Annotated in this window: 16 protein-coding genes; 10 read left to right on the plus strand and 6 right to left on the minus strand. The window is 63.5% G+C overall.

Going from position 1 to position 22679, the window contains the following annotated elements:
• Positions 1-23 precede the first annotated feature (23 nt).
• The 4 genes from AC0IYU_RS05825 to AC0IYU_RS05840 form a co-directional block, all read right to left on the minus strand.
• On the minus strand, positions 24-3272 hold the full coding sequence (locus AC0IYU_RS05825) for a CusA/CzcA family heavy metal efflux RND transporter (protein WP_472114087.1): 3249 nt from the start codon (positions 3270-3272) through the stop codon (positions 24-26).
• A gap of 12 nt (positions 3273-3284) precedes the next feature.
• Complete coding sequence (locus tag AC0IYU_RS05830; RefSeq protein WP_081268179.1) at positions 3285-4880, minus strand: efflux RND transporter periplasmic adaptor subunit; 1596 nt, start codon at positions 4878-4880, stop codon at positions 3285-3287.
• A 9-nt stretch (positions 4881-4889) separates the two neighbouring features.
• Positions 4890-6194 carry a TolC family protein gene (locus AC0IYU_RS05835; protein WP_081268178.1) on the minus strand — a complete coding sequence of 435 codons (1305 nt, stop codon included), beginning with the start codon at positions 6192-6194 and terminating at the stop codon, positions 4890-4892.
• 95 nt (positions 6195-6289) lie between these two features.
• Positions 6290-6655 (minus strand): hypothetical protein, encoded by a 366-nt coding sequence (locus AC0IYU_RS05840; RefSeq protein WP_081268177.1) that lies wholly within the window; start codon positions 6653-6655, stop codon positions 6290-6292.
• A gap of 1313 nt (positions 6656-7968) precedes the next feature.
• Between AC0IYU_RS05840 and AC0IYU_RS05845 the strand changes: the two genes are divergently transcribed.
• Both AC0IYU_RS05845 and AC0IYU_RS05850 read left to right on the plus strand, forming a co-directional pair.
• Positions 7969-8385: a disulfide bond formation protein B gene (locus AC0IYU_RS05845; RefSeq protein WP_216639217.1), complete on the plus strand. Its 417-nt coding sequence runs from the start codon at positions 7969-7971 to the stop codon at positions 8383-8385.
• Positions 8382-9038, plus strand: a complete 657-nt coding sequence (locus AC0IYU_RS05850; protein WP_081268174.1) for a DsbA family protein — start codon at positions 8382-8384, stop codon at positions 9036-9038. Before AC0IYU_RS05845 ends, AC0IYU_RS05850 begins: the two co-directional genes overlap by 4 nt.
• A gap of 6 nt (positions 9039-9044) precedes the next feature.
• Here the strand turns inward: AC0IYU_RS05850 and AC0IYU_RS05855 are convergent, their stop codons facing one another.
• On the minus strand, positions 9045-9494 hold the full coding sequence (locus AC0IYU_RS05855; protein WP_081268173.1) for a helix-turn-helix domain-containing protein: 450 nt from the start codon (positions 9492-9494) through the stop codon (positions 9045-9047).
• Between the two features lie 296 nt (positions 9495-9790).
• On the opposite strand from AC0IYU_RS05855, the gene AC0IYU_RS05860 reads away from it, so the two are divergent.
• From AC0IYU_RS05860 to AC0IYU_RS05885, 6 genes are all read left to right on the plus strand, one after another.
• Entirely contained in the window at positions 9791-10204 is a 414-nt protein-coding gene (locus AC0IYU_RS05860; protein ID WP_081268172.1) for a hypothetical protein, read from the plus strand.
• A gap of 77 nt (positions 10205-10281) precedes the next feature.
• Positions 10282-10653 (plus strand): hypothetical protein, encoded by a 372-nt coding sequence (locus AC0IYU_RS05865; protein WP_472114090.1) that lies wholly within the window; start codon positions 10282-10284, stop codon positions 10651-10653.
• Between the two features lie 76 nt (positions 10654-10729).
• Positions 10730-11962 (plus strand): TolC family protein, encoded by a 1233-nt coding sequence (locus AC0IYU_RS05870; RefSeq protein ID WP_081268171.1) that lies wholly within the window; start codon positions 10730-10732, stop codon positions 11960-11962.
• Positions 11959-13473 carry an efflux RND transporter periplasmic adaptor subunit gene (locus AC0IYU_RS05875; protein ID WP_081268170.1) on the plus strand — a complete coding sequence of 505 codons (1515 nt, stop codon included), beginning with the start codon at positions 11959-11961 and terminating at the stop codon, positions 13471-13473. The genes AC0IYU_RS05870 and AC0IYU_RS05875 overlap by 4 nt, the downstream gene beginning before the upstream one ends.
• A complete protein-coding gene (locus AC0IYU_RS05880; RefSeq protein ID WP_472114092.1) occupies positions 13470-16646 on the plus strand; it encodes an efflux RND transporter permease subunit in 3177 nt (1058 codons plus the stop codon). The genes AC0IYU_RS05875 and AC0IYU_RS05880 overlap by 4 nt, the downstream gene beginning before the upstream one ends.
• A complete protein-coding gene (locus AC0IYU_RS05885; protein WP_081268168.1) occupies positions 16643-16987 on the plus strand; it encodes a copper-binding protein in 345 nt (114 codons plus the stop codon). Before AC0IYU_RS05880 ends, AC0IYU_RS05885 begins: the two co-directional genes overlap by 4 nt.
• 68 nt (positions 16988-17055) lie before the next feature.
• Here the strand turns inward: AC0IYU_RS05885 and cadR are convergent, their stop codons facing one another.
• Complete coding sequence (cadR, locus tag AC0IYU_RS05890) at positions 17056-17460, minus strand: Cd(II)/Pb(II)-responsive transcriptional regulator (protein WP_081268167.1); 405 nt, start codon at positions 17458-17460, stop codon at positions 17056-17058.
• 186 nt (positions 17461-17646) lie between these two features.
• On the opposite strand from cadR, the gene AC0IYU_RS05895 reads away from it, so the two are divergent.
• Positions 17647-20580, plus strand: a complete 2934-nt coding sequence (locus AC0IYU_RS05895) for a heavy metal translocating P-type ATPase (protein WP_172839852.1) — start codon at positions 17647-17649, stop codon at positions 20578-20580.
• A gap of 133 nt (positions 20581-20713) precedes the next feature.
• Positions 20714-22663, plus strand: a complete 1950-nt coding sequence (locus tag AC0IYU_RS05900; RefSeq protein ID WP_081268165.1) for a cytochrome c/FTR1 family iron permease — start codon at positions 20714-20716, stop codon at positions 22661-22663.
• The last annotated feature ends 16 nt before the right edge of the window (positions 22664-22679 follow it).

A 22679-nucleotide genomic window follows, 5' to 3' on the forward strand; every position in this document is an offset into this window, starting at 1 on the left:
CGGGGGCAATCACGGTACTGACCCTAGGCGGCTGGCTGTGGGGGGATCTCTTGCTCCAAAGCGGCTTGCTTCTGAGCCTCGTTGAACACAGCCTCCTCCTCGTCTCGACCATGTGCCAGTCGGTAGAGCACTGGAAGCACCAACAACGTCAGTGCCGTGGAGGAAAGAATCCCGCCGATCACCACAGTCGCGAGCGGCTGCTGCACCTCGGCCCCTGTGCCTGTCGCGATCGCCATCGGCACGAAGCCCAAAGACGCGACGAGCGCGGTCATGAGCACTGGGCGAAGGCGGGTGAGCGCACCCTCGTGAATGGCGTGGTCCAACGACGCGCCCCCTTCGCGAAGGTTCCGGATGAAGGAAATCATCACCAGGCCGTTGAGAACGGCGACCCCCGACAGCGCGATGAACCCGACGGCCGCAGTGATCGACAGCGGGATGTCACGCAGCCACAGCGCCAGAATGCCGCCGGTGAGCGCAAACGGAATGCCGGTGAACACGATCAACCCGTCCTTCATGTTGCCGAACATGGCGAACAGCAGCGTGAAGACCAGCAGCAGCGCGACAGGCACCACGATCTGCAGACGCTTGGTTGCAGACTGAAGGTTCTCGAACTGGCCGCCCCACGTGGTCCAGTAACCGGTTGGTATCTTCACCTGCGAATCGAGTGCTCCCGTCGCTTCGCTGACGAAGGACCCGAGATCGCGGCCGCGTACGTTGGCGCTGACGACGATGCGGCGTTTCCCATCCTCCCGGCTCACCTGGTTCGGGCCCGGCGCCAGTTCCAGTGTGGCGACCTCGCCCAACGGAATGAAGTTCACGCGGGCAGCGTTTGCTCCAGCGCCGGCAACGGACGTTGCCCCGACGACGTCGGCCGCGGTCGCGCTGGCGGGCAGCGCGATGGGAAGGCGCTTGATCGCCTCGAGGTCGCCTCTCACGTTGTCCGGCAGCCTGACAACAATGTCGAAGCGCCTATCCCCCTCGAAGAGGGTGCCTGCATTGCGACCGCCGATCGCAGTGGCGATGGTGTCCTGGACATCTGCGATGTTTAGCCCATAGCGCGTGGCCTTGTCTCGATCGATGTTGACCGTCAGCATCGGCAGACCTGTTGTCTGCTCCACGTTGACTTCGGCTGAGCCAGGGATCGATTTCAGAACACCTTCGATCTCTCGCGCCGTTTTGTTCAGTGCATCCATGTCGTCACCGAAGACTTTCACAGCAACGTCGGCCCGCACGCCCGAGACCAGTTCATTGAAACGCAACTGGATGGGCTGCGAGAACTCGTAGTTGTTGCCCGGGATCTTGGCGACTTCCTTCTGCACCCCCTGAAGAACCTCTTGACGCGTGCGCCTGGGCTCCGGCCATTGATCCACCGGCTTCAGCATCACATACGCATCCGAGATGTTCGGCGGCATGGGGTCGGAGGCGATCTCCGCAGTGCCCGTTCGCGCAAAGATGCGATCGATCTCCGGAAATTTCTCCTTGAGCGTGCGTTCCAGCTGCTGCTGCATTTGCACCGACTGACTCAGGCTCGTTCCGGGGATGCGCAACGCCTGCACGGCAAAGTCGCCCTCGTTCAAGTTCGGGATGAACTCGCTGCCCAGTCGGGTTGCCAGCAAGCCGGCGAGGACCACTGCAATGCCGGCCACTGTGAGAACCACCGCCTTGGCCTCAAGCACGCGCACCAGCATCGGCTCATACGCTTTCTTGGCCCAGCCCATCAGGCGGTTTTCCTTCTCCGAAACTTTCTTGCCGATGAACAATGCAACGGCCGCGGGAATGAATGTGACTGACAGAATCATCGCGCCGAGCAAGGCGATCACAACGGTGAGGGCCATCGGATGGAACATCTTCCCTTCCACGCCGGTGAGCGCGAAGATGGGCAGATAGACGATCATGATGATCAGTTGCCCGAAGAGCAGCGCGCGGCGAGCCTCCTGAGAAGCGGCGAAGACTTCGTGGAAGCGCTCCTTGCGGGTCAGTGGTCTCCCGTGCCTGTGCTGAGCATGAGCCAACCTGCGCACGCAGTTCTCCACGATCACGACCGCACCGTCGATGATGATGCCGAAGTCGAGCGCGCCCAGACTCATCAAGTTGGCGCTGACCTTCTGATTGACCATTCCAGTGAAGGTGAACAGCATCGACAGCGGAATCACCATCGCCGTGATCACCGCGGCACGCATGTTCCCCAGGAACAGGAAGAGCACCACGATCACGAGCACCGCGCCTTCGAGCAGGTTCTTTTTGACCGTGGCGATCGCCTTGTCGACAAGTACGGTCCGGTCGTAGACGGTGATAGCTTCGACGCCTTCAGGAAGCGTGCGGTTGATGTCCGCCATCTTTTTCGCGACAGCCTGCGAGACGATGCGGCTGTTTTCGCCGATCAGCATGAAAACAGTGCCCAGCACGACCTCACGACCGTTGTCGGTTGCAGCACCTGTGCGCAGTTCCTTCCCGATGCCGACCTCCGCGACGTCGCGCACGCGGACCGGCGTGCTTCCGTTGCTCGAAAGAATGATGTTGCGCAGATCCTCCACGCCTCGCGCCTGGCCAGGCGCACGGATGAGGTACTGCTCGCCACGACGTTCGATGTAGCCTGCGCCAACGTTTGTGTTGTTGCGCTCCAGAGCCTTGACCACGTCCGCCATCGACAGCCCATACGCGGAAAGCTTCTCTGGAAGAGGGGCGATCTGGTACTGCTTCTCGTAGCCGCCGATGGAATTGATTTCCGTGACCCCGGCCACGTTGCGCAGCTGCGGTTTGATGGTCCAGTCCTGAATTTCTCTCAGGTCCGTCGAGGTGTACGGGGTGCCATCGGGCTTCTTTGCTCCGTCCTTCGCCTCCACCGTCCAAAGGTAGATTTCGCCAAGACCTGTGGAGATGGGACCGACCTGCGGATGGACGCCTTCAGGCATCTCACCGCTTGCAGATTGGAGGCGTTCGTTGACGAGCTGGCGCGCAAAGTAGACGTCGGTTCCGTCCTTGAAGATCACGGTAACTTGCGAGAGACCATAGCGCGACAACGAGCGTGTCTGAAGCAGCCCAGGCAGGCCCGCCATGACGGTCTCGATCGGGAAGGTCACGCGCTGTTCCGTCTCCAGCGGTGAATACCCAGGAGCACTGGTATTGATCTGAACCTGGACGTTGGTAATGTCCGGGACAGCGTCAATCGGCAGCTTTTGATAGCTGTATACGCCAAGGCCTGCCATGGCCACCACAGCCAGCAGAACCAGCCACCGTTGTTCGATGGCGAACCGAATGATGCGTTCAAACATGCGCGTTCCGCCTCAATGCGTATGGGTCGCAGAGCCCTTGCCCTGCTCGGATTTCACAACGAAGCTGCCCGCGGCGGCGTACGTCGCGCCCGCCTTCAGACCGCTGACGATTTCCACACGCTTGCCATCCGTCCGGCCGATCTGCACAGGCTGCGGCACGAATCCGCCAGGGACCTTGAGAAAGACGACAGGTTTGTCCTCGACGGTCTGCAGAGCAGAGGAAGCAACGGTCACGGGCGAGATGACTTCATTGGCGAGTACTTCAACACTGACGAAGAGACCCGGTCGCCAGGCACCTTGCGGGTTGGGTAACACTACGCGAGCGCGTGCAGTACGGGTCTGTTCGCCGATCAGAGAGCCGACGTAAGCGACGGTGCCGTTGGTCGCTGCATCGAAGGCGCCTGATCGCACGACGACACGCTCACCCACGCGCACCTGCTGGAGGTCGCGCGCTGGAACGTTCATCTCGGCCCACACATTGGACAAGTCGGAGATGGTGAACACGCTCGCGTCTTCCTTGACCGATTCACCCAGGGCGATGTGCTTCTCCACGACCATGCCGTCGAAGGGTGCGCGCAGCTCGAAGCGCCCCAGAGAACTGCTGCTGGTTGAGGCGCCGACAGTCAGCAGCTTTTGCGTCGCATTGGCCACGCTGATCTCTGCCTCACGAAGCGCTTGCTGGGCCTGGAGGACATCCTGCTCTGGCGAAATCTTCTGCTCCCAGAGCGATTTTTCGCGATCGTAGGTGGTCTTGGCGAGCTCGCGCCGCCGCTGGGCAGCTTGAAGTTCAGAACGGGTCTCGGAGATTGCGGCGCTTGAAACGACCGCCAGTACCTGTCCCTTCTTGACACGCTCCCCGAGATTCGCGCTGACGCTGTCCACGACGCCGGCGACCCGCGGGACGATGTGCGCAGTGCGGTCTTCGTTGAAGCGGATCTCGCCCGGGAACTGGAGCCCACTGCGAATCGATTCCGGCGTGCTGGTATCGAGCGTGATGCTCGATGCCTTGATCTGGGCGTCAGTCATGTTGACCTTGCCCTCTTGCTGATTGAACGTGAACAGGTACGGTTCTTTCGGCGTCTGCACGGCGATCGTGGCCTCGAAGATATGAGGCTCCGCCACCGTCTGCTGACTCGTCAGAACGCCTGCGACCGGCGCCAGCTTGACTTCTTGTTGGTCGCCGTTCGGGCGATTCAACGTGACCGTTACCTCGGCGTCGGTCGGCGCGAACGACTTTTCCTTGTCATAGAGCCATGCCTTGAACCTTGGCTCGCCGTTCTCCTCGGCCAGCTTCAGCTCGATGCTGAAGTCGCCTTCCGTGAAACGCTGTCCGCCATTGGGGCCCTTGGGTACGGATTCCTCTTCGTGTCCGCCCTCTTCGGATTTGCCGTGCCCGTGGCCGTCGTCCTCGGCGCTCTTGCCGTGACCGTGCCCATCCTCGCCTTTGGCCGGTTCCTCGGCATGGCCCCCGCCCTCGACCGCTTTCTTGGATGAGCCGCCACGCAATATGAGCGCACCTGCGGTCGCACCGACGATGAGGAGAAAAATGATGATGAAAAGCTGCTTGCGCCCGGGCTTGCCGAGCGTCGACTGCCAAGAGTTGGCCATGATCGGTCCTTAAGGATTGGAGACGGGAGAGCCGCTTGCAGCGGAGGGGCCGCCAAGCAGGCGGTCCAGATCAGTGATGGAGCGATGCAGCTCGGACAGAGACCTCAGGTACTGCGAACGTGCCTGTAGCAACGTACGCTGCGCATCGAGGGCATCCAGATAGCTGAACTTGCCCAGTTCGAAACCTTTGGTGGCCGCGTCAAACGCAGTCTGTGCGCCCGGCAGGATGTCCGACTGGAGTGCCTCGACCTCGGCCAGGGTGGTGACGTATCGCTGGCGCGCGCTGCCTACGTCGGCGCGCAGCCTGAGTTCGAGCGCACGAGCGTCCTCTTCCGCCTTGTCCTGACGTCGAAGCGCCTCGGTGATGTTTCCCCGATTGGTGTCGAAGATGGGCAATGGCACGGAGATACCCACGACCGCCTGGCTGCGCCCGACTTCCCGTGAACGCATCGTTCCTGCATTCAGGGTGATGTCCGGAATGCGCTTGGCCTTCTCGAGCTCCGAGAGAGCGCCGTATCGCTTTACTTCCAGACGTGCCTGCCGCATGGAGGGCGCGTTCGTGATCCGATCCTCGATAGTCTCCTGGGCCTGCGGCTTGGGAATCTGCAGCGCATTGCCGTCGACCGCGTCGAACACCACGGTCGGTCCCGTCAACGCACGAAGCTGATAGAGGTTTGTCTGCAGCTCACCACGTGCCTGGACCAGCTCCAGACGGACATTGGCTTCCGCGACCTTCGCTTTCGTCTCTTCGACCGGAGATACCTTGCCCGCAATGACGCGCTTGCCTGCCGTCAAGCTACCTGTTCGCGCAAGTTCGAGCGATGCTTGCGCCAGTCGCACACGGTCCTGCGAGATCAGGGTGGCAAAGAATGCCGCCGTCACATTCGCCCGGATGTCTGCGTACTTTGTCTCGACCTGCACGCGCGCGACATCGATGGCACGCTCTGCCGCCTCGATACGTGCGCCCCGTTTGCCGCCAAGTTCGAATGGCTGGCTCAGCAGTACTGTGGTCGTGCGTGTGTCGCGCCGGACATCTTCAACCTCGACGCTCAGCGTGGGATTCTGAAAAACCCCGGCCTGGACGCGTGCCCCCTCCATCGCTTCGACCTCGCGTCGCGAGGAAGCGATTTCGGGATTTCCATCCAGGGCAATCTGGATCGCGGCCGCCAAGGTAAGGGGCGGAGAAGTTGGGACAACAGGCAAAGGAGCCTGATTCGGCACAGGGGGCGTACCCGAGCTGCTGCCTTGAGCGAGCGCACTGCTGCCCGCGAATGCCGAAAGCGCGAGCGCGAACGGCACGATAAACCTGCACATCGAATTCTCCAGTCAAAGGAACGAGACAAGGGAATCCGGCGCGATCGTCAGAACATCGTTTGTGAGCGAAAAAGTAAAGACAGATGCGCGCCGGGTCAACCGGCGCGCATCCATTTCGGGCGATCGATGTCTTCGTCGACCCTGAAGTTGTAGGGCTTGGAGGTTGCTCCTACAAAAGCGCATCCCTGGGGACCCACGAAAGACGTGTCCAAGGCTGCACCGAACTGAGCTACACCAGTCTGGCAATAGCTGCAGTCGTCGTGTTCAAAGAATATGGGCTTGTCCGCCAGATCAGCTTCTTGCTGCACGAGGTCCAAGGGGTCAGCCTGATGCTGATGGTCGTGGTGCCCGATATGAAACGAAGTCGGCGTGGTTTCGTGCTCGCAATACGTCGCGACCGCCGCCCAGGTGAACTGGGTGGGCAGCAACAGCATCAAGACGACGAGCAAGCAGCGAACCATCGAGGAATTTTATATATGCGGTGTGAAGACGCACATGACTCAAGGTCACTCTCGACCTGAAACATGAGGAGCGAAGGAATGGGAAAGGCAAGCCGGATTCGCGACCGCGATCCTATGACCCATTTTTGCCAAGAACGTGAACTTCAAGATTACATTGCTGTAATCTGACGCCACCCCCGACGGCGGGGCTGTGGCGAAGGTGTCGCGAGCGGACTCCGCTGCACGCCAGGCCGAGAAGCAGCGAGCCAGCGCTGCTGGGAATGCCGCAAAGCAAAGCAGCGCCGAGTGTATCGATATCCACCGGCAGCGACGATGGCCGCGCAGAAGTAGGCGTTCTCCACCTCAGTGGAGTGAAATGCACCCCGGCTCCGCTGAACACCGTACCGCGTTAACGCCTTGAGCACTTGCCCGTGCCAAGCCTGGGTAGCGAAGTCGCAGGCAAGGCAAATGGACGTGCGCCCGTTCCCGGAGGCTCTGTGCCGTGCGCGACGCGCTGCGAACTCGCTCTTCGCAGTCGTCCGATAAGGCCGAAGCCGGCAACCTCCTCCTGCACAACGCTTCGGGTACTTGCCGGACCAGCCTCGACAGGCGAACTTCCTTGAACCCGCTCATCGGGAGCGCGCATGCCGCGCGTCGGCACCGCGGTGAGGCGTCTTCGACTCGGCCCCTACCCACTCCCCCGATTACAAATCTGTAATTCGATGGTTCGCTGATTGTCGATGTGCGTTTCTACGATGGTAGAGCGTCGGACGGTGGACACCCCATCGAAAAACAAGGATATCGACATGACAAGCTCAATCTGGGGTGTATGGGGCGATGTGCTGAGATCCAAGGTGTGCCCTTGGAAGAAGATAGATGTGGCAGTGAACATCGTCATGGGAGGCCGCTGTGATGCGGGCGAGGCGTCGGTCCGCGAAGCGCTGGCCCCGTACATCGGCGAGCTGACTTCCCTGTGCGATCCCTCCCTGATTTGCGAAAAGCTCGGACGTGCCCCTAGCTGCGTGGGGGGCATTCAGGATGAGTTGGCAGCTCATCCTTCACCATCGCCCCGATGTTGATCTTCACACAGTTGAGCGGTGCGGCATCCGATATCCTGGGACGCATCGGCCGCGATAGCACCGGCATGACTGCAGCGCTTGACCTTGCAGCGACTTCAGCGCTTGTAATGGCGCCATGCGAGATAAGTTGACTCCCGAGGATGGAGACCGCCGCAGCCTTGCAGCCCGTCGGGCGGCCGCGGCGTTTACCCGGGCGCGGCTGCCGCTCCCCAAACCCTCGTTGGGCAGAAGTGCTCCCGTCAATGAATGGTCTTCATGAACACCAGATGGCCCCTGATCTTGTTTGCGTGGCTGGTTGCGCTCGTGGCCACGCTTGGGGCACTCTTCATCGGCGAAGTAATGTTGATGGCGCCTTGTCAGCTCTGCTGGTATCAGCGGATCTTCATGTTCCCCTTGGCCATCGTGCTGGGCATGGCTGCGTTCACGGAAGACAGACGGGGCGCAGTCTATGGCCTGGCGCTGTCGCTGGCCGGCGGCGCGATCGCGCTGTATCACACACTTTTGCTGGCGGGCTGGGTGCCAAAGACCTGGGTTCCCTGCGGCCCAGGCCCGTCCTGTACCGATCAAAAGCTTCTCATTCTGGGCAGCGTTCAGATCCCTTGGCTTTCGCTGGCTGCGTTCGTGGCCGTCATCGCGCTGCTCATCTCCTGTCTCAGAAAGACTCGCCCATGAACTCCAGGAAACTGACTGTCGGCGCCCTGCTGGTGGTCGTGCTCGCAGCATTCCTTTTCGGCATCTACAAGTACCAGCGTAGCGTGCAGAACTCACAGATGAAAAAGGTTGCGCAAGATCAAAGCCGTCTGCTGCGCTTTCACTCACCCACGTTGGGGCCTGCCAATGCGCCGGTGACGATCGTCGAGTTCTTTGATCCGGCCTGCGAAACCTGCCGAGCCTTCTTCCCCGTCGTGAAGAACATCATGGCGCAATATCCGAACGAGGTACGGCTCGTCATCCGCTACGCGCCGTTCCATCAGGGCTCCGATCAAGTGGTCAAGCTGCTGGAGGCTTCACGTAAGCAGGGAAAGTATTGGCTGGTGCTCGAATCAGTCCTCGCAGCGCAACAACAATGGGCCGATCACGGAAATCCTAACCTTCAGCTGGCGTTCCAAGCGGCCGCGCACGCGGGCCTGGACATCGACAAGTTGATGTTGGACATCCAATCGCCCGACCTCAATGAAGTGCTCAAGCAGGACGTCGCTGACCTCACAGCATTGCGAGTGGACAAGACCCCCACCTTCTTCGTGAACGGCCGCAATCTACCCAGTTTCGGCGAGCAGCAACTTCGCTCGCTGGTCGCCGAAGAGGTCGCAAAAGCGAAAAAGTAAGGAGTCTTACTGCTTCGCTCGCGAGGCCAGTCGCTCCGCGGCTTCGCGAGCACCCAGCTCGCGCGCGGTCGCAAGGCTCTCAAGTTGCGCGGCCCGCGGACGTGCCTTGCCTTGCTCCCAGTGATAGATCGTCTGACCGGACACCCCAACCAACTGTCCGTAGCTTGCCGCTGACAGGCCGAGCTTTGCGCGGTGTGCCACCAACCTTGTTGCGCTGAATCGGCGTTTCGTCCCTGCTGGCGCCTCATCGCCCGAGCTCGGCGCGGTGGCGGAGCGCGTCGCTCCCTTTGCAACACGACGCAGCTCCTTCTCCAGCGCATTTACTTGGCGACGTAACTCAGCAATCGACGCGCGATGCGCGACGGATGCTTTCTTGAGCGTTTCGATCTCGGCACGCACTTCTTTGCGAGCAACGCGAGAGATCTCGGCTTTAAGGATTGAGGCGATGTTTGGCATGGGTGCATTGTGCCGTCCCATCGCAGCGTCGAAACTGCACCACTAGGCCTAAGGCTCAAGAGTGACGAGCGACAGTGGTTGGCATCGAGGCGATTCCCCGAGCGGCTTTTTTTCTCCCTGGCCTCTACCAGCGCCGAGCCACTGTCGAGAGGCAGTGTGCGTGACCCAAGTGAAGTCAACGTGAAGTGAGTGCGGAAGTTCTATGAGGCAATACTTTCCGTCCTATTTCACGCAACCTTCCCTAGGAATCCTAGCCTCTTGGGTCGGTAAAGACCACGTCCGACGAAGTGCGTTACGTGATCTTCGAATCGAGGCGCACATCGATCGAGCCGCTAAGAAGGCTGAAGAAGCAGCTCTATTGCCTCAACGACGAGGTGTCGCAAGTGCTCGCCCAGCTCTGGAAGTTTGAGGCTTTGACGGCTGTGGTGGTGCTCATGGCCAAAGCGAAAGCAATCCCTCCGTCGATGGGGCTTAAGCAAGCGGCGCAACGCTGCTATCTGCGTATGCAGAAAAATTTGCTGAAAACCCCTGAGATTGCCCCCGCGATTGAGGAAGTGTTTGTACGGATCGACGAGTTTTTCTCGAGTGGGTCCGCATTCACGACCAGTACAACTGGCATTGCCTATGCAATCCAAACTTCAGCGCGAGCGGAAGCTCGCAATAGCTTGCGACTTCCCGAAGTTGAGCGCTTCAAGCCCAGCTCGTCGTAGAGCGAACGATCATTCCCTTCGACTTTCTGAGCTGAGCCGACAGCGCTACACTCCGCGCACATATGGTCCGCCGCCACTTGCTCCATCGCTGCATCGCCGCGCTTTTCGTGGTCATGTCGCTGCTGTTCTCGCAGCTGGCATTGGCAAGCTACGTCTGCCCAGGCGCGCCGGATACGGGCTCCATGTCAGAAATGATGGCTTCGGGCGAACCCTGCGAAGGCATGGACACCGCCCAACCCGTGCTCTGCTTCCAGCATGCGGCCGACATGTCGCTGTCGGTCGAACACGTGAAGCTGGCCACCCCTTCCCTGCCCGCCATCGTGCAGATCGTGGTCATGCCCCTGGTGCTGGTGTCCGAAGGCCACGCGCTTCCGCAGCAGGCCGTGCCGGAGCGGCAACATCCGCCGCCCGACCCTGTTTTTCTCGCCACGCGCAGACTTCGCGTCTGAAATCTCCGTCGACTGACCGGTGCTGGTGCGGCTCGTCCGCTTGCCAGCGATTGCCTCGTTCGTCTGCGGAGTTTTCATGTTCATCCCTTTTTCACGCACGGCCCTGTTGGCCGCCGCGTTGCTGCCGTACCTTGCGACGGCGGCCCCCCTGTCCCTCGACGGAGCGCTGCAGCTTGCAGTCCGGCGCTCCGAAACCACCCGCGCCGCCCGTGCCGGCGCATTGAGTGCCACGGAGGCAGCGCAAGCCGCAGCCCAGCTTCCCGACCCCACGCTGCGCATCGGCGTCGACAACCTCCCCGCAACGGGGCCGGCCCGCTTTCACACGACCCGCGACTCGATGACGATGAAGCGCATCGGCATCAGCCAGGAATGGCTGTCCGCCGACAAGCGCGCCGCGCGGCAGGCCGCCGCCGATGCCTCGGTCGGCCGGGAGACGGTGCAGGTGCAAGCCGCTGCCGCCGACACCCGCCGCCAGACCGCGCTCGCGTACGTGGACGCCTTCTACGCCGGCGAGAGCCTGAAGCTCGCGAGGCTCATGGAGCACCATGCGCATGAAGAGCTGGAGGCATCGCGTGCACGCCTGTCTTCGGCTGCAGGGAACAGCCAGGACGTGCTGGCACTGGCTGGCGCAAAAGGCGTCTCTGAAGACGAGACGGCAGACATCCTGCAGCAGCAAGGTGCCGCAGGCGTCGCCTTCCAGCGATGGGTCGGCGCACCGCCCGACGAATTGCTGCCCCCGAGTGCCATCGCCGTACCGCCCGAAGAAGCCTATGTGGCCGCGCACCCCACCGTCGCGGCAATGCAGCGCGACGTCGACGTGGCAAGGCAGACGGCAGCCGTCACCGCCTCCAACCGCAAGCCCAACTGGACCTGGGAGGTCGCCTACGGCCAGCGCACCGGCTATTCCGACATGGTGTCGGTGGGCGTGAGCATTCCTCTGCCCGTTGCTCCCGGCGAAAGGCAGGACCGGGACGCCGCTGCCAAGCTGGCACTGGTCGAAAAGGCCGAAGCCGACCTGGCTGAAGCGACCCGGGCCGCAACCGCCGAATACCGGTCGCTGCGCAGCGATGCGCAACGCCTGGAGCAACGCATCGACCGCTATCGCGCCGGTGTCGTCGTTCCTGCCAGTCAAAGAACAGCCGCAGCGACCGCGGCCTACCAGTCCAACCAGGGCAGCCTCGTCGCCCTGTTCGAGGCACGGCACGCCGAAGTCGAAGTACAGCGCAAGCTGCTGACGCTGCAGCGTGACCTTGCCAGGACCCAAGTCCAACTGGCCTTCCGGCCTCTCACTGCCGAGGTGGCGCAATGAACCGCACACGCATGATCGGCGCTTCGCTGCTGGTCGCCTTGTTGCTCGCAGCGAGCGCCTTCTACCTGGGCCGCAAGACAGCCCAGCCCGCGGATACGTCGATGGCCTCGCCAGCCAACGCATCCACTGCCGACGGCCGCAAGGTTCTCTACTGGCACGACCCCATGGTTCCGGGCCCGCGCTTCGACAAGCCCGGCAAGTCGCCCTTCATGGATATGCAACTGGTGCCCATGTACGCAGACAGCGCAACGGGCACGGCCAATGAGGGTGGCGTGCAGGTGAGCCCCACGGTCCAGCAGAACCTCGGCATCCGGTATGCCAGCGTGCGACGCGCGGAAACTTCCGCGTCCTTCGACGCGGTCGGCACTGTGCAGTTCGACGAACGGCTCAATGTCGTCGTGCAGACGCGTGTCGCAGGCTACATCGAGCGCCTGTCGGTTCGTGCGCCCATGGAGCGCGTGCGCAAGGGCCAGGCGCTGGCGACGGTGTTCGCGCCGGAGTGGCTCGGGCCGCAGAACGAACTGCTGGCCCTCACGCGATCGGGCGTCGCCCCCGATCTCGTCGCAGCCGCGCGCGAGCGCATGCGGGCCATGTCCATCCCCGCCGAGCTCATCCGCCGCAGCGAGGAGACCGGCACGGCGCAGGCGCGCTACGTGCTCACCGCACCGTCCGACGGCGTGGTGGCCGAGTTGGGCGTACGCGAAGGCGTTGCGATCACGCCCGGCATGACGCTGTTTCGCATCGCAGGGCTGGAGAAGGTCTGGGCGGTGGCCGAGATTCCGGAAGTGCAGGCAGTGCGTCTCGCGCGCGGCCAGAAGGTCAAGGCGATCCTTCAGGCCGATGCGGCCCAGTCTTTCGATGGAACGCTCGACGAGATACTTCCCGAGATCAGCACCTCGACCCGCACCCTGAAGGCTCGCTTCGAAGTCGACAACAGGAACGGCAAGCTCACGCCCGGCATGCTGCTGCGTCTACAGGTGGCCGGCCCCGCCAGCACCCGGATGGTCGTGCCGTCCGAGGCCGTCATCCGCACCGGCAGGCGCGCCGTCGTCATCGTGCGCAAGGCCGACGGCGCCTTCGAGCCGCGTGACGTGTCGCTGGGCGCGGACCTGGGCGACGACACCGAAGTCGTCTCGGGCCTGAGCGAGGGCGACCAGGTGGTGGCCAGCGGCCAGTTCCTGATCGACTCGGAGGCCCGGCTGCGCTCGGTGCTGGGCAACATGGCGTCGCCTGCGGCCGCACCGACTGCGGGCGCTTCGGCGCCAGCCGTGGTGATTCACAAGGCCGAAGGCAAGGTCGAGAGCGTGGCACCCGACGGCATCACCATCTCGCACGGCCCCGTCGCAACGCTCAAGTGGCCGTCCATGACGATGGGCTTTGCGAAGTCATCGCCGAACGCCTTCCCCGAGATCAAGCCCGGCGACCAGGTGCGCTTCGAATTCAAGGAAGGTGGCGCCACGGGCTACGAGCTGGTCTCCGTGCAGCGCGTGCAACCGGGCGCCAAGCCATGATCGCCGCGCTGATCCGCTGGTCGGTCGGCAACCGCTTCCTGGTGCTGATCGCGACCTTGTTCCTGGTGGCGGCGGGCTGGTGGTCCGTCGCCCGGACACCACTCGATGCGCTGCCCGATCTCTCGGACACGCAGGTCATCATCCGCACGCCCTTTCCCGGAAAGTCGCCCCAGGTGGTCGAAGACCTCGTCACCTATCCGCTGACGACCACGATGCTCAGCGTGCCCGGCGCCAAGACCGTGCGCGGCTACTCCTTCTTCGGCGACTCGTTCGTCTACGTACTGTTCGACGACAAGACCGATCCGTACTGGGCGCGTTCCCGTGTCGTGGAATACCTCAACCAGGTGCAGAGCCGGCTTCCCGCCGGCGCCAACGCCTCGCTGGGCCCCGATGCCACCGGGGTCGGCTGGGTCTACGAATACGCCTTGGTCGACCGCACGGGCACGCGCGACATCGGGCAGCTGCGCGCGTTGAACGACTGGTTCCTCAAGTTCGAGCTCAAGACCGTGCCCGACGTGGCCGAGGTCGCGAGCATCGGCGGCATGGTGCGCCAATACCAGGTGGTGCTCGACCCGGACCGCCTGCGTGCGCTCGGCATCACGCAGTCGACGGTGGTGGAGGCGCTGCAAAAGGCCAACCAGGCGTCCGGCGGTTCGGTCGTGGAATTCGCCGAGGCGGAGTACATGGTGCGTTCGCGCGGTTACCTGCGCTCGCTCGACGACTTCCGCACGATCCCGCTTTCTGCGACGGGCGCAACGCCGGTGCTGCTGCGCGACGTGGCGACGGTACAGATCGGCCCCGAGATGCGCCGCGGCATCGCCGAGCTGGACGGGGAGGGCGAAGTGGCCGGCGGCGTCATCGTCATGCGCTCGGGCAAGAACGCCCGCTCGACCATCGAGGCCGTCAAGGCGAAGCTCGAAACGCTCAAGACCAGCCTGCCGCCGGGCGTCGAGATCGTGCCGACCTACGACCGCTCGCTGCTGATCGACCGTGCCGTCGAGAACCTGCGCGGCAAGCTCGTCGAGGAGTTCATCGTGGTGGCGCTGGTGTGCGCGGTCTTCCTGTTTCACCTGCGCTCGGCGCTGGTGGCGGTGGTGGCCTTGCCGATCGGCGTGCTGGCGGCGTTCATCGTCATGCACTGGCAGGGCGTCAACGCCAACATCATGTCGCTGGGCGGCATCGCGATTGCCATTGGCGCGATGGTGGACGGGGCGATCGTGATGGTCGAGAACGTGCACAAGCACATCGAGGCTTTCGAGGTACAGCATGACCGGCAGCCTACGGTGCCGGAGCGATGGCAGCTGGTCTCCGAGGCTTCCGTGGAGGTCGGGCCTGCGCTGTTCTTCTCGCTGCTGGTGATCACGCTTTCCTTCGTGCCGGTGTTCTCGCTCGAAGCGCAGGAGGGGCGATTGTTCTCGCCGCTGGCCTTCACCAAGACTTACGCCATGGCGGCCGCGGCGGGGCTGTCGGTGACGCTGATCCCGGTGCTCATGGGCTACCTGGTGCGGGGGCGAATCCCGCACGAAGCCGCCAACCCCGTGAACCGCTTCCTGATGGCGGTGTACCGGCCCGCGCTGGAGCTGGTGTTGCGATTTCCCAAGGGAACGCTCGCCGTGGCTGCCGTGCTTCTGGCGCTGACTGCGGTGCCGTTGATGCGACTGGGCGGCGAGTTCATGCCGCCGCTGGACGAAGGCGATCTGCTCTACATGCCGTCCGCGCTGCCGGGGCTGTCGGTGTCGAAGGCGTCCGAGCTGCTGCAGCAGACCGACCGCCTGATCAAGACCCTGCCCGAAGTCGCGCGCGTGTTCGGCAAGGCAGGGCGCACGGACACCGCGACCGACCCGGCCCCGCTCGAGATGTTCGAGACCACGATCCAGTTCAAGCCCAAGGCGCAATGGCGCGCCGGCATGACACCGGACAAGCTCGTCGAAGAACTGGACCGCGCCGTCAAGGTACCGGGCCTGACCAACGTGTGGGTGCCGCCCATCCGCAACCGCATCGACATGCTGGCCACGGGCATCAAGAGCCCGGTTGGCATCAAGGTGGCGGGCGCGGATCTGGCCACGATCGATTCGTTGACCACGCAGATCGAGGCGGCAGTCAAGGGTGTTCCCGGTGTGTCGTCGGCGCTGGCGGAGCGGCTGACGGGCGGGCGCTACATCGACGTCGATGTGGACCGGCTCGCTGCCGCGCGCCACGGGCTCTCGGTGGCGGACGTGCAGGCCGTGGTGTCCACGGCCATCGGCGGCGAGAACGTCGGCGAAGTCATCCAGGGTCGCGAACGCTATCCCATCAACGTCCGCTACCCGCGCGAGATTCGCGATTCGCTGGAGCGGCTGCGGCAACTGCCCTTCGTGACCGACAAGGGCGCGCAACTGCTGCTGGGCGATGTCACCAGGATCGCCATCGAAGACGGCCCGCCGATGCTGCGCAGCGAGAACGCACGCTTGTCGGGCTGGGTCTACGTCGACGTGCGCGGCCGCGACCTGCGCTCCGCCGTCAACGACATGCAGGCCGCGGTCGACAGGGCCGTGAAGATGCCTGCGGGCTATGCCGTGTCGTGGTCCGGCCAGTTCGAGTACCTGGAGCGCGCGACCCAGCGCCTGAAGCTGGTGGTGCCGGTCACGCTCGCGGTCATCTTCGTGCTGCTCTACCTGCTGTTCGGGTCGTTCGCCGATGCGGCCCTCGTGATGGCGGCCGTGCCGTTCTCGCTCGTCGGCGGCTTCTGGCTGATCTGGGCGCTGGGCCATTCGATTTCGGTGGCCACCGCGGTAGGCTTCATCGCGCTGGCCGGCGTGGCGGCCGAGTTCGGCGTGGTGATGCTGGTCTACCTGAAGAATGCGCTGGCACGCCGCCTCGAGGCGGGGGAGCCGATGAACGACGAAACCCTGCTGGCCGCGATCCGCGAAGGCGCCGTGCTGCGCGTGCGGCCCAAGGCCATGACCGTTGCGGTCGTGATGGCGGGCCTGCTGCCCATCCTGTGGGGCAGCGGCACCGGCTCGGAGGTGATGACGCGCATTGCCGCACCGATGGTGGGCGGCATGGTGACCGCGCCGCTTCTGAGCATGCTCGTTGTTCCTGCCGCCTGGTATCTGCTGCGTCGGGGCGGCCGTGCCGCGCGTGCCCGTTTGTCTGCTGTTTCCAATCAAACCACTGAAGGAGTGATCCCATGAAAGTCTTGCATCCGCTCGCATTCGCACTGCTCGCCGCATCGGCCGCGGCTCAGGCCCAGATGCCGAAGGACGATATGTCGTCCATGAAGATGCCAGCGCCCGGCCAGCAGGCACCCGGCATGCTGACCGACGCTGTCGTCCAGAAGGTCGATCAGACCGGCGGTGTGATCGTGCTGAAGCACGGTGACATTCCCAACCTCGCCATGCCGGCCATGACCATGGGCTTCGACGTGGCCGACAAGAAGATGCTCACCCAGGTCAAGACGGGCGACAAGGTCAGGTTTCATGTAGAGGTCGTCAAGGGCAAGCCGACCGTGACACACCTCGAAGCGGCGCGCTGAGCTCGAAGATCCGACTTGGACGTCGAGTTGCCTTGGTAGCTGATTGCGTCGACCGGCGCGATCAGCCACTACTGTTTTTGAGAGGCCGCCGTCAGGCCGTCGAGTATTCCGCACCGCTCGGCGACCTGGCCCGAGCAGCATTGAGCCCTGAGCGTCATCAGCTGTCCCTCCAGAGATTTCAGCTCCTCAATACGCTTGGCGAGCTGAAGAATGTGCTTGTCCAACAGTTCGTTGACCTCGTCGCAAGGCTCGTTTTGATGGTCCTTGAACTTCAGCAGCACCCGGATGTCGTCAAGACTCATGTCGAGTGAGCGGCAATGCCGAACAAAGGCCAGGCGCTGAACATGAGTTTCGTCGTAACGCCGGTAGTTGCCCGCCGTCCGCGCCGGCGGCGACAGCAACGCCTCCTGCTCGTAGAAGCGGATTGTGGGAATCTGCATTCCCGTCGCACTGGCCAGTTCACCGATTTTCATGTTGCATTTCCGGATGCCCACTGCGGGCTTGCTCTTGACTCTCAACCTACTTTAGGGTTCTTAATCATGCCTTGGCTGGGCCTGTCGATCAAGCGCTTGCGGTAGCCGCCTGTGAACACGTTGGCAGCAAGGGGAAACCGTGTGGCGCACCCCCTTGCAGCCCAGGAATTTGAGGACAACCGATCAATGAATGCAATGACGCAAACTTCGTGCGGCTCGAGCTGCAGGTGCTCCGCGGGCGATGTTGGGACGGCAACAGCGGAGCCAGTTGTTACTGGCTTTGCCATCGCCAACATGGACTGTCCCAGCGAGGAGGCCCAGATTCGCAAGCGCCTGGCACAGGTCGATGGCATCCGGGGGATGGTTTTCGACTTGGCCGGTCGCCGCCTCGAGGTCACACACGAACCAGCCGGTCAGAACGCCATCCTGCGCGCACTGCACGCCATCGGCATGCAGGCGGTCGTGGCACCCGCATCGCAGCAGGTCGTCTACTTCATCGAGGAGATGGACTGCCCCAGCGAAGAGCGTCAGTTGCGCTCGGTGCTGGAGCCTCTGGAGGGCGTGCAGGCCGTGGACTTCGATCTGAAGGCTCACACGCTAACGGTGTCGCATTCGCTCGCCGATACGGCCTCCATTGCCCGAACCATCGAGGGCCTGGGAATGCGGCCCTTCGAGAAGGCTGAAGGCAGCGCGGCGCCAGTTGCTGGCGAGCCAGTCCCCGTGGTGGCTTCGCATGCCCCCCTTGCAGCGCCTGCAGCAGGAAGCGCCACGCGCTTCTTCATTTCCAACATGGACTGTCCGACGGAAAAAGCCACGATTCGCAAGCGCCTCGGCGCGGTCGACGGCATCGAGCGGCTGGATTTCGACCTGATGCAGCGTCGGCTCGATGTCCAACATCACCTGCCGGACACCGCCCCGATCCTCAAAGCGCTGAGCGACGTAGGCATGAAAGCGACCGTCGAGCGCGCTGGCGGCCAGGACCCTCAAGGTCAGGCCGTGTACCTCATCGAGAAGATGGACTGCCCGACCGAGGAAGGCTTGCTGCGCAAGGCGCTTGAGGGCATGCCGGGCGTGAAAGCGCTGGATTTCAACCTGATGGGCCGCACGCTGACCGTGAGTCACGAGCTTGCAGACCTCGCCCCGGTGACGGCGGCGATCGAGCGGCTCGGCATGGCACCGGTGCTGCGAAGCGCCAGCGAGCCAGCACCTTCTGTCGCGCGCGAATTCGGCACCGGCATCTCGCGTGGGCAATGGATTCGCATGGTTCTCTCCGGCGTGCTGGCACTCGGGGCGGAGGCCATGGTCTTCGCTGGGACGCCCGAGGCCTCCTGGCCCATCATTCTTGCCAGTCTTGCCGCGATTGGTCTGGGCGGCATCGAGACCCTCAAGAAGGGCTGGATCGCGCTGAAGACGCGGTCGTTGAACATGAACCTGCTGATGACGGTCGCCGTCATCGGCGCGGCGTTGATCGGTCAGTGGCCGGAGGCGGCGGTGGTCATCTGGCTTTTCGGCATCGCGGAGATGATCGAGGCGCTGAGTCTGGACCGGGCCCGCAATGCGATCCGCAAGCTGATGGATCTCGCGCCTGAGAGCGCTTTGATACGCCAGCCCGACGGGCAGTGGATCGAGGTCAAGGCGGATACGGTGCCTGTCGGAAGCGTGCTGCGCGTGAGGCCGGGGGAGCGGATCGCGCTCGATGGCGAGGTCGTCGCCGGTCAATCTTCGGTGAACCAGGCGCCGATCACTGGCGAGAGCATGCCGGTGGAGAAAGTAGTCGGCGCCACGGTCTTCGCCGGCACCATCAACGAACGCGGCACGCTGGAGTTTCGTGTCACTTCGCGCAAGGGGGAGACCACGCTCGACCGCATTGCGCGATCGGTCCAGGAAGCGCAGGGCCAGCGTGCGCCCACGCAACGCTTCGTCGACAAATTCGCAAGCATCTACACGCCCGCAGTGTTCGCGGTTGCGCTCGCCGTCGCGGTCGTTCCTCCGCTCGCCTTCGGCCAACCGTGGTTCGAATGGGTCTACAAGGCGCTGGTGATGCTGGTCATCGCCTGTCCGTGCGCGCTGGTGATCTCCACGCCGGTCACCGTGGTGAGCGGTCTGGCTGCGGCAGCGCGCCGCGGCATCTTGGTCAAGGGGGGCCTTTACCTCGAGCAGGGCCGACACCTGAAGTCCGTGGCGCTGGACAAAACCGGCACGCTGACCCATGGCCGTCCCGCCCTCACGGACATCATCCCGCAAGGTGCAATGACGAAAAACGAGGCGCTGCGCCTCGCCGCAAGCATCGATGTACTGTCGGAGCACCCTGTAGCCACTGCCATCGTCACCGGACACGGCAATGCGCCACTCGCCACTGTCGAGCGCTTCGAGGCCATTCCCGGACGCGGCGTCAAGGGCGATGTGGACGGCCGCACCTACTACGTGGGCAACCATCGACTCATCGAGGAGCTTGGCATCTGCTCGCCCGAACTGGAAGCGCAGCTCGATGCGCTGGAGTTCCAGGCAAAAACAGCGGTGGTACTGGCCACCGATAAAGAGGTCTTGGCGGTGCTGGGCGTCGCAGACACCGTGCGCGAAACCAGCCGCCAGGCCATCGAGGACCTGAAATCGCTGGGCATTGAGCCCGTGATGCTGACAGGCGACAACAAGAAAACCGCGCAAGCCGTCGCAACCCAGGTCGGAATCACCAGTGCGAAAGGCGAGTTGCTTCCGCAGGACAAACTGCAAGCCATCGAGGAATTGCTCGCACGCGGCCCCGTTGGCATGGTGGGCGATGGCGTCAACGATGCGCCGGCACTGGCAAGGTCGAGCATCGGCTTTGCGATGGGCGCGGCCGGCACCGACACGGCGATCGAGACCGCCGATGTGGCGCTGATGCAGGACGATCTGCGCAAGCTGCCGGAGTTCATCCGGCTGTCGCAGCGCGTCGCCGGCATCTTGACGGCCAACATCGTGTTCGCCCTCGGGATCAAGGCCATCTTCATGGTCCTTGCGTTCACCGGCCATGCCAGCTTGTGGCTGGCGATCCTGGCCGACATGGGCGCCAGCCTTGCGGTCGTCTTCAACGGTCTGCGCCTGCTGCGTGCGCCCGCTGCGACGAGGGTCAACAACAGCTGAGCGGGGTATTTCCCGGGCCGTGCGGCCCGCCCCCCCCCGCGCTCGCGCGGCTGCTCTGAAGTCACTTCCATCCATTTGCCCGAGCAGCAATGCAAGTCGTCAATAAAATGAGAATCAATAGCGCTACTACAACATGAAAATGCTCTCACTCTGGGCCAGGCGATTCCTGGCAATGGCGGCGCTTCTCGCGCTCTGGTCGTCTTCTCTGGCCTGGGCAGCGGACCCCGCAGCGAGCGATCAGGCCAAGCAGACCTGGCAGTTGCTGGACTACCTTGCGGTCGATTACGGCGGCGCCGTGCGTGACGGCAAGGTCCAGAGCGCCAGCGAATACGAAGAGATGAAGGAGTTCGCTGCGACGGCTGGGCAGCAGCTCGCCGCACTGCCGAGCACGCCGGCACTCCCAGACCTGCAACGCCAGGCCACAGCGCTGAGCGAGCTCATCGCGGCGAAGTCAGATGCAAAGGCGGTGGCCGACAGCGCCCATTCATTGGCTGCGGCATTGGTCAAGGCCTACCCGTTCCCGCTCTCGCCATCCAAGCCACCGGATCTCGTGCGCGCCAAGGTGCTGTTCGAAGCCAACTGCGCCGCATGCCACGGGGCAACCGGCCGGGGCGATGGCCCACTGGGCGCCAAACTGAACCCGCCGCCGATCGCGTTCACCGATCGCGACCGGGCCCGTTCGCGCAGTGTGCTCGCGCTCTATCAGGTCGTCTCTCAAGGCGTCGCCGGCACGCCGATGCCCAGTTTCGCGACGCTCCCCGACGAGGATCGGTGGGCATTGGCATTTTTCGCCGGAACGCTGTCGCACGACGATGCGATGCGCACGCGCGGTGAACAGGCATGGGGGCGCGATGCTGCCGCCAAGGCCGTCTTTCCGGATCTGGCGGCCGCGGCCACATTGACCGAGGCGGCCTTGTCGGAGCGGATGTCTCCAGACGCGGCGCGCGATCTCACCGCCTACGTTCGAAGCCACCCGGAAGCCACCGTTGCCGCGAGCGGTCCAGGCGGATTGGGCCTGGCTCGCTCGCGTCTTCAGGAGAGTCTTGCCGCGGCCCGCACGGGAGACCAGGCCAACGCGACGCGCTTGGGTCTGTCGGCCTATCTGGATGGTTTTGAGCCGCTCGAGCCGGCATTGCGTGCGCGCAACCAGGCGCTGCTCACCGAAGTGGAAAACTCCATGCTGGCCTATCGCGGTGCACTTGCCAGCGGCAAGCTGGAACAAGCGGATGCCGCTGCGCAGAAGCTGGACTACCTCTTTGCACAGGTCGATAACGAACTGGGGGCGGACAAGGCCGATCCGTTGACCACGTTCATCGCCTCGCTCACTATCCTGCTTCGAGAAGGTGTGGAAGCGCTGCTGATTGTCGTCGGCATGGTGGCCTTCCTGAAGAAAGCCGAACGGCGCGATGTCCTGGCCTACGTGCATGGCGGTTGGATCGTGGCGCTCGCTTGCGGCGGCCTGACCTGGGCCGTGGCAACCTATTTCGTGAGCATCAGCGGCGCCAGCCGGGAGGTGACCGAAGGGGTGTCGTCGCTCTTCGCGGCCATCGTGTTGCTGAGCGTGGGGCTCTGGATGCACCAGAAGAGCACCGCCGGCAAATGGCAGGCCTACCTGAAGGAAAAGCTCTCCGCAGCGATGACACGTCGCTCGGCGTGGGCGTTGTTCGCCTTGTCGTTCATTGCTGTCTACCGCGAGGTCTTCGAGACGGTGCTGTTCTACTCGGCGTTGGCTGGTGACGGAAACAACGGCGCATTGCTCGGTGGCCTGTTGGGAGGAATGGTCATCCTTGCGGCCATCGCATGGCTCATGCTGCGCACCAGCGCTCGCATGCCCATCGGCAAGTTCTTCAGCCTCAGCTCGATCCTGGTGGCCGTGCTCGCAGTGGTGCTCGCAGGCAAGGGCGTTGCCGGTCTCCAGGAGGCGGGATGGCTCAGTGCCAGTCCAATCCACTGGCCCCGCATCGAGGTACTCGGGATGTATCCGTCCGCGGAGACCACCATCGCGCAGGCCGTGGTCCTGATCATTGCGCTGGCGGGCTTTGCGCTGAACTCGGTAAGGGCACGGCAGCCTCGGTCAACCTGAAGCAGGTGGCCGCAAG

The organism is Variovorax sp. AC103 (genome assembly GCF_979254005.1).

Coding starts and splice junctions, on each gene's coding strand:
- AC0IYU_RS05855 (WP_081268173.1), bottom strand. CDS start 9,494: ATGCCAAACATCGCCTCAATCCTTAAAGCCGAGATCTCTCGCGTTGCT.
- AC0IYU_RS05895 (WP_172839852.1), top strand. CDS start 17,647: ATGAATGCAATGACGCAAACTTCGTGCGGCTCGAGCTGCAGGTGCTCC.
- AC0IYU_RS05900 (WP_081268165.1), top strand. CDS start 20,714: ATGAAAATGCTCTCACTCTGGGCCAGGCGATTCCTGGCAATGGCGGCG.
- AC0IYU_RS05880 (WP_472114092.1), top strand. CDS start 13,470: ATGATCGCCGCGCTGATCCGCTGGTCGGTCGGCAACCGCTTCCTGGTG.
- AC0IYU_RS05830 (WP_081268179.1), bottom strand. CDS start 4,880: ATGGCCAACTCTTGGCAGTCGACGCTCGGCAAGCCCGGGCGCAAGCAG.
- cadR (WP_081268167.1), bottom strand. CDS start 17,460: ATGAAAATCGGTGAACTGGCCAGTGCGACGGGAATGCAGATTCCCACA.
- AC0IYU_RS05840 (WP_081268177.1), bottom strand. CDS start 6,655: ATGGTTCGCTGCTTGCTCGTCGTCTTGATGCTGTTGCTGCCCACCCAG.
- AC0IYU_RS05885 (WP_081268168.1), top strand. CDS start 16,643: ATGAAAGTCTTGCATCCGCTCGCATTCGCACTGCTCGCCGCATCGGCC.
- AC0IYU_RS05845 (WP_216639217.1), top strand. CDS start 7,969: ATGAACACCAGATGGCCCCTGATCTTGTTTGCGTGGCTGGTTGCGCTC.
- AC0IYU_RS05875 (WP_081268170.1), top strand. CDS start 11,959: ATGAACCGCACACGCATGATCGGCGCTTCGCTGCTGGTCGCCTTGTTG.
- AC0IYU_RS05850 (WP_081268174.1), top strand. CDS start 8,382: ATGAACTCCAGGAAACTGACTGTCGGCGCCCTGCTGGTGGTCGTGCTC.
- AC0IYU_RS05825 (WP_472114087.1), bottom strand. CDS start 3,272: ATGTTTGAACGCATCATTCGGTTCGCCATCGAACAACGGTGGCTGGTT.
- AC0IYU_RS05870 (WP_081268171.1), top strand. CDS start 10,730: ATGTTCATCCCTTTTTCACGCACGGCCCTGTTGGCCGCCGCGTTGCTG.
- AC0IYU_RS05835 (WP_081268178.1), bottom strand. CDS start 6,194: ATGTGCAGGTTTATCGTGCCGTTCGCGCTCGCGCTTTCGGCATTCGCG.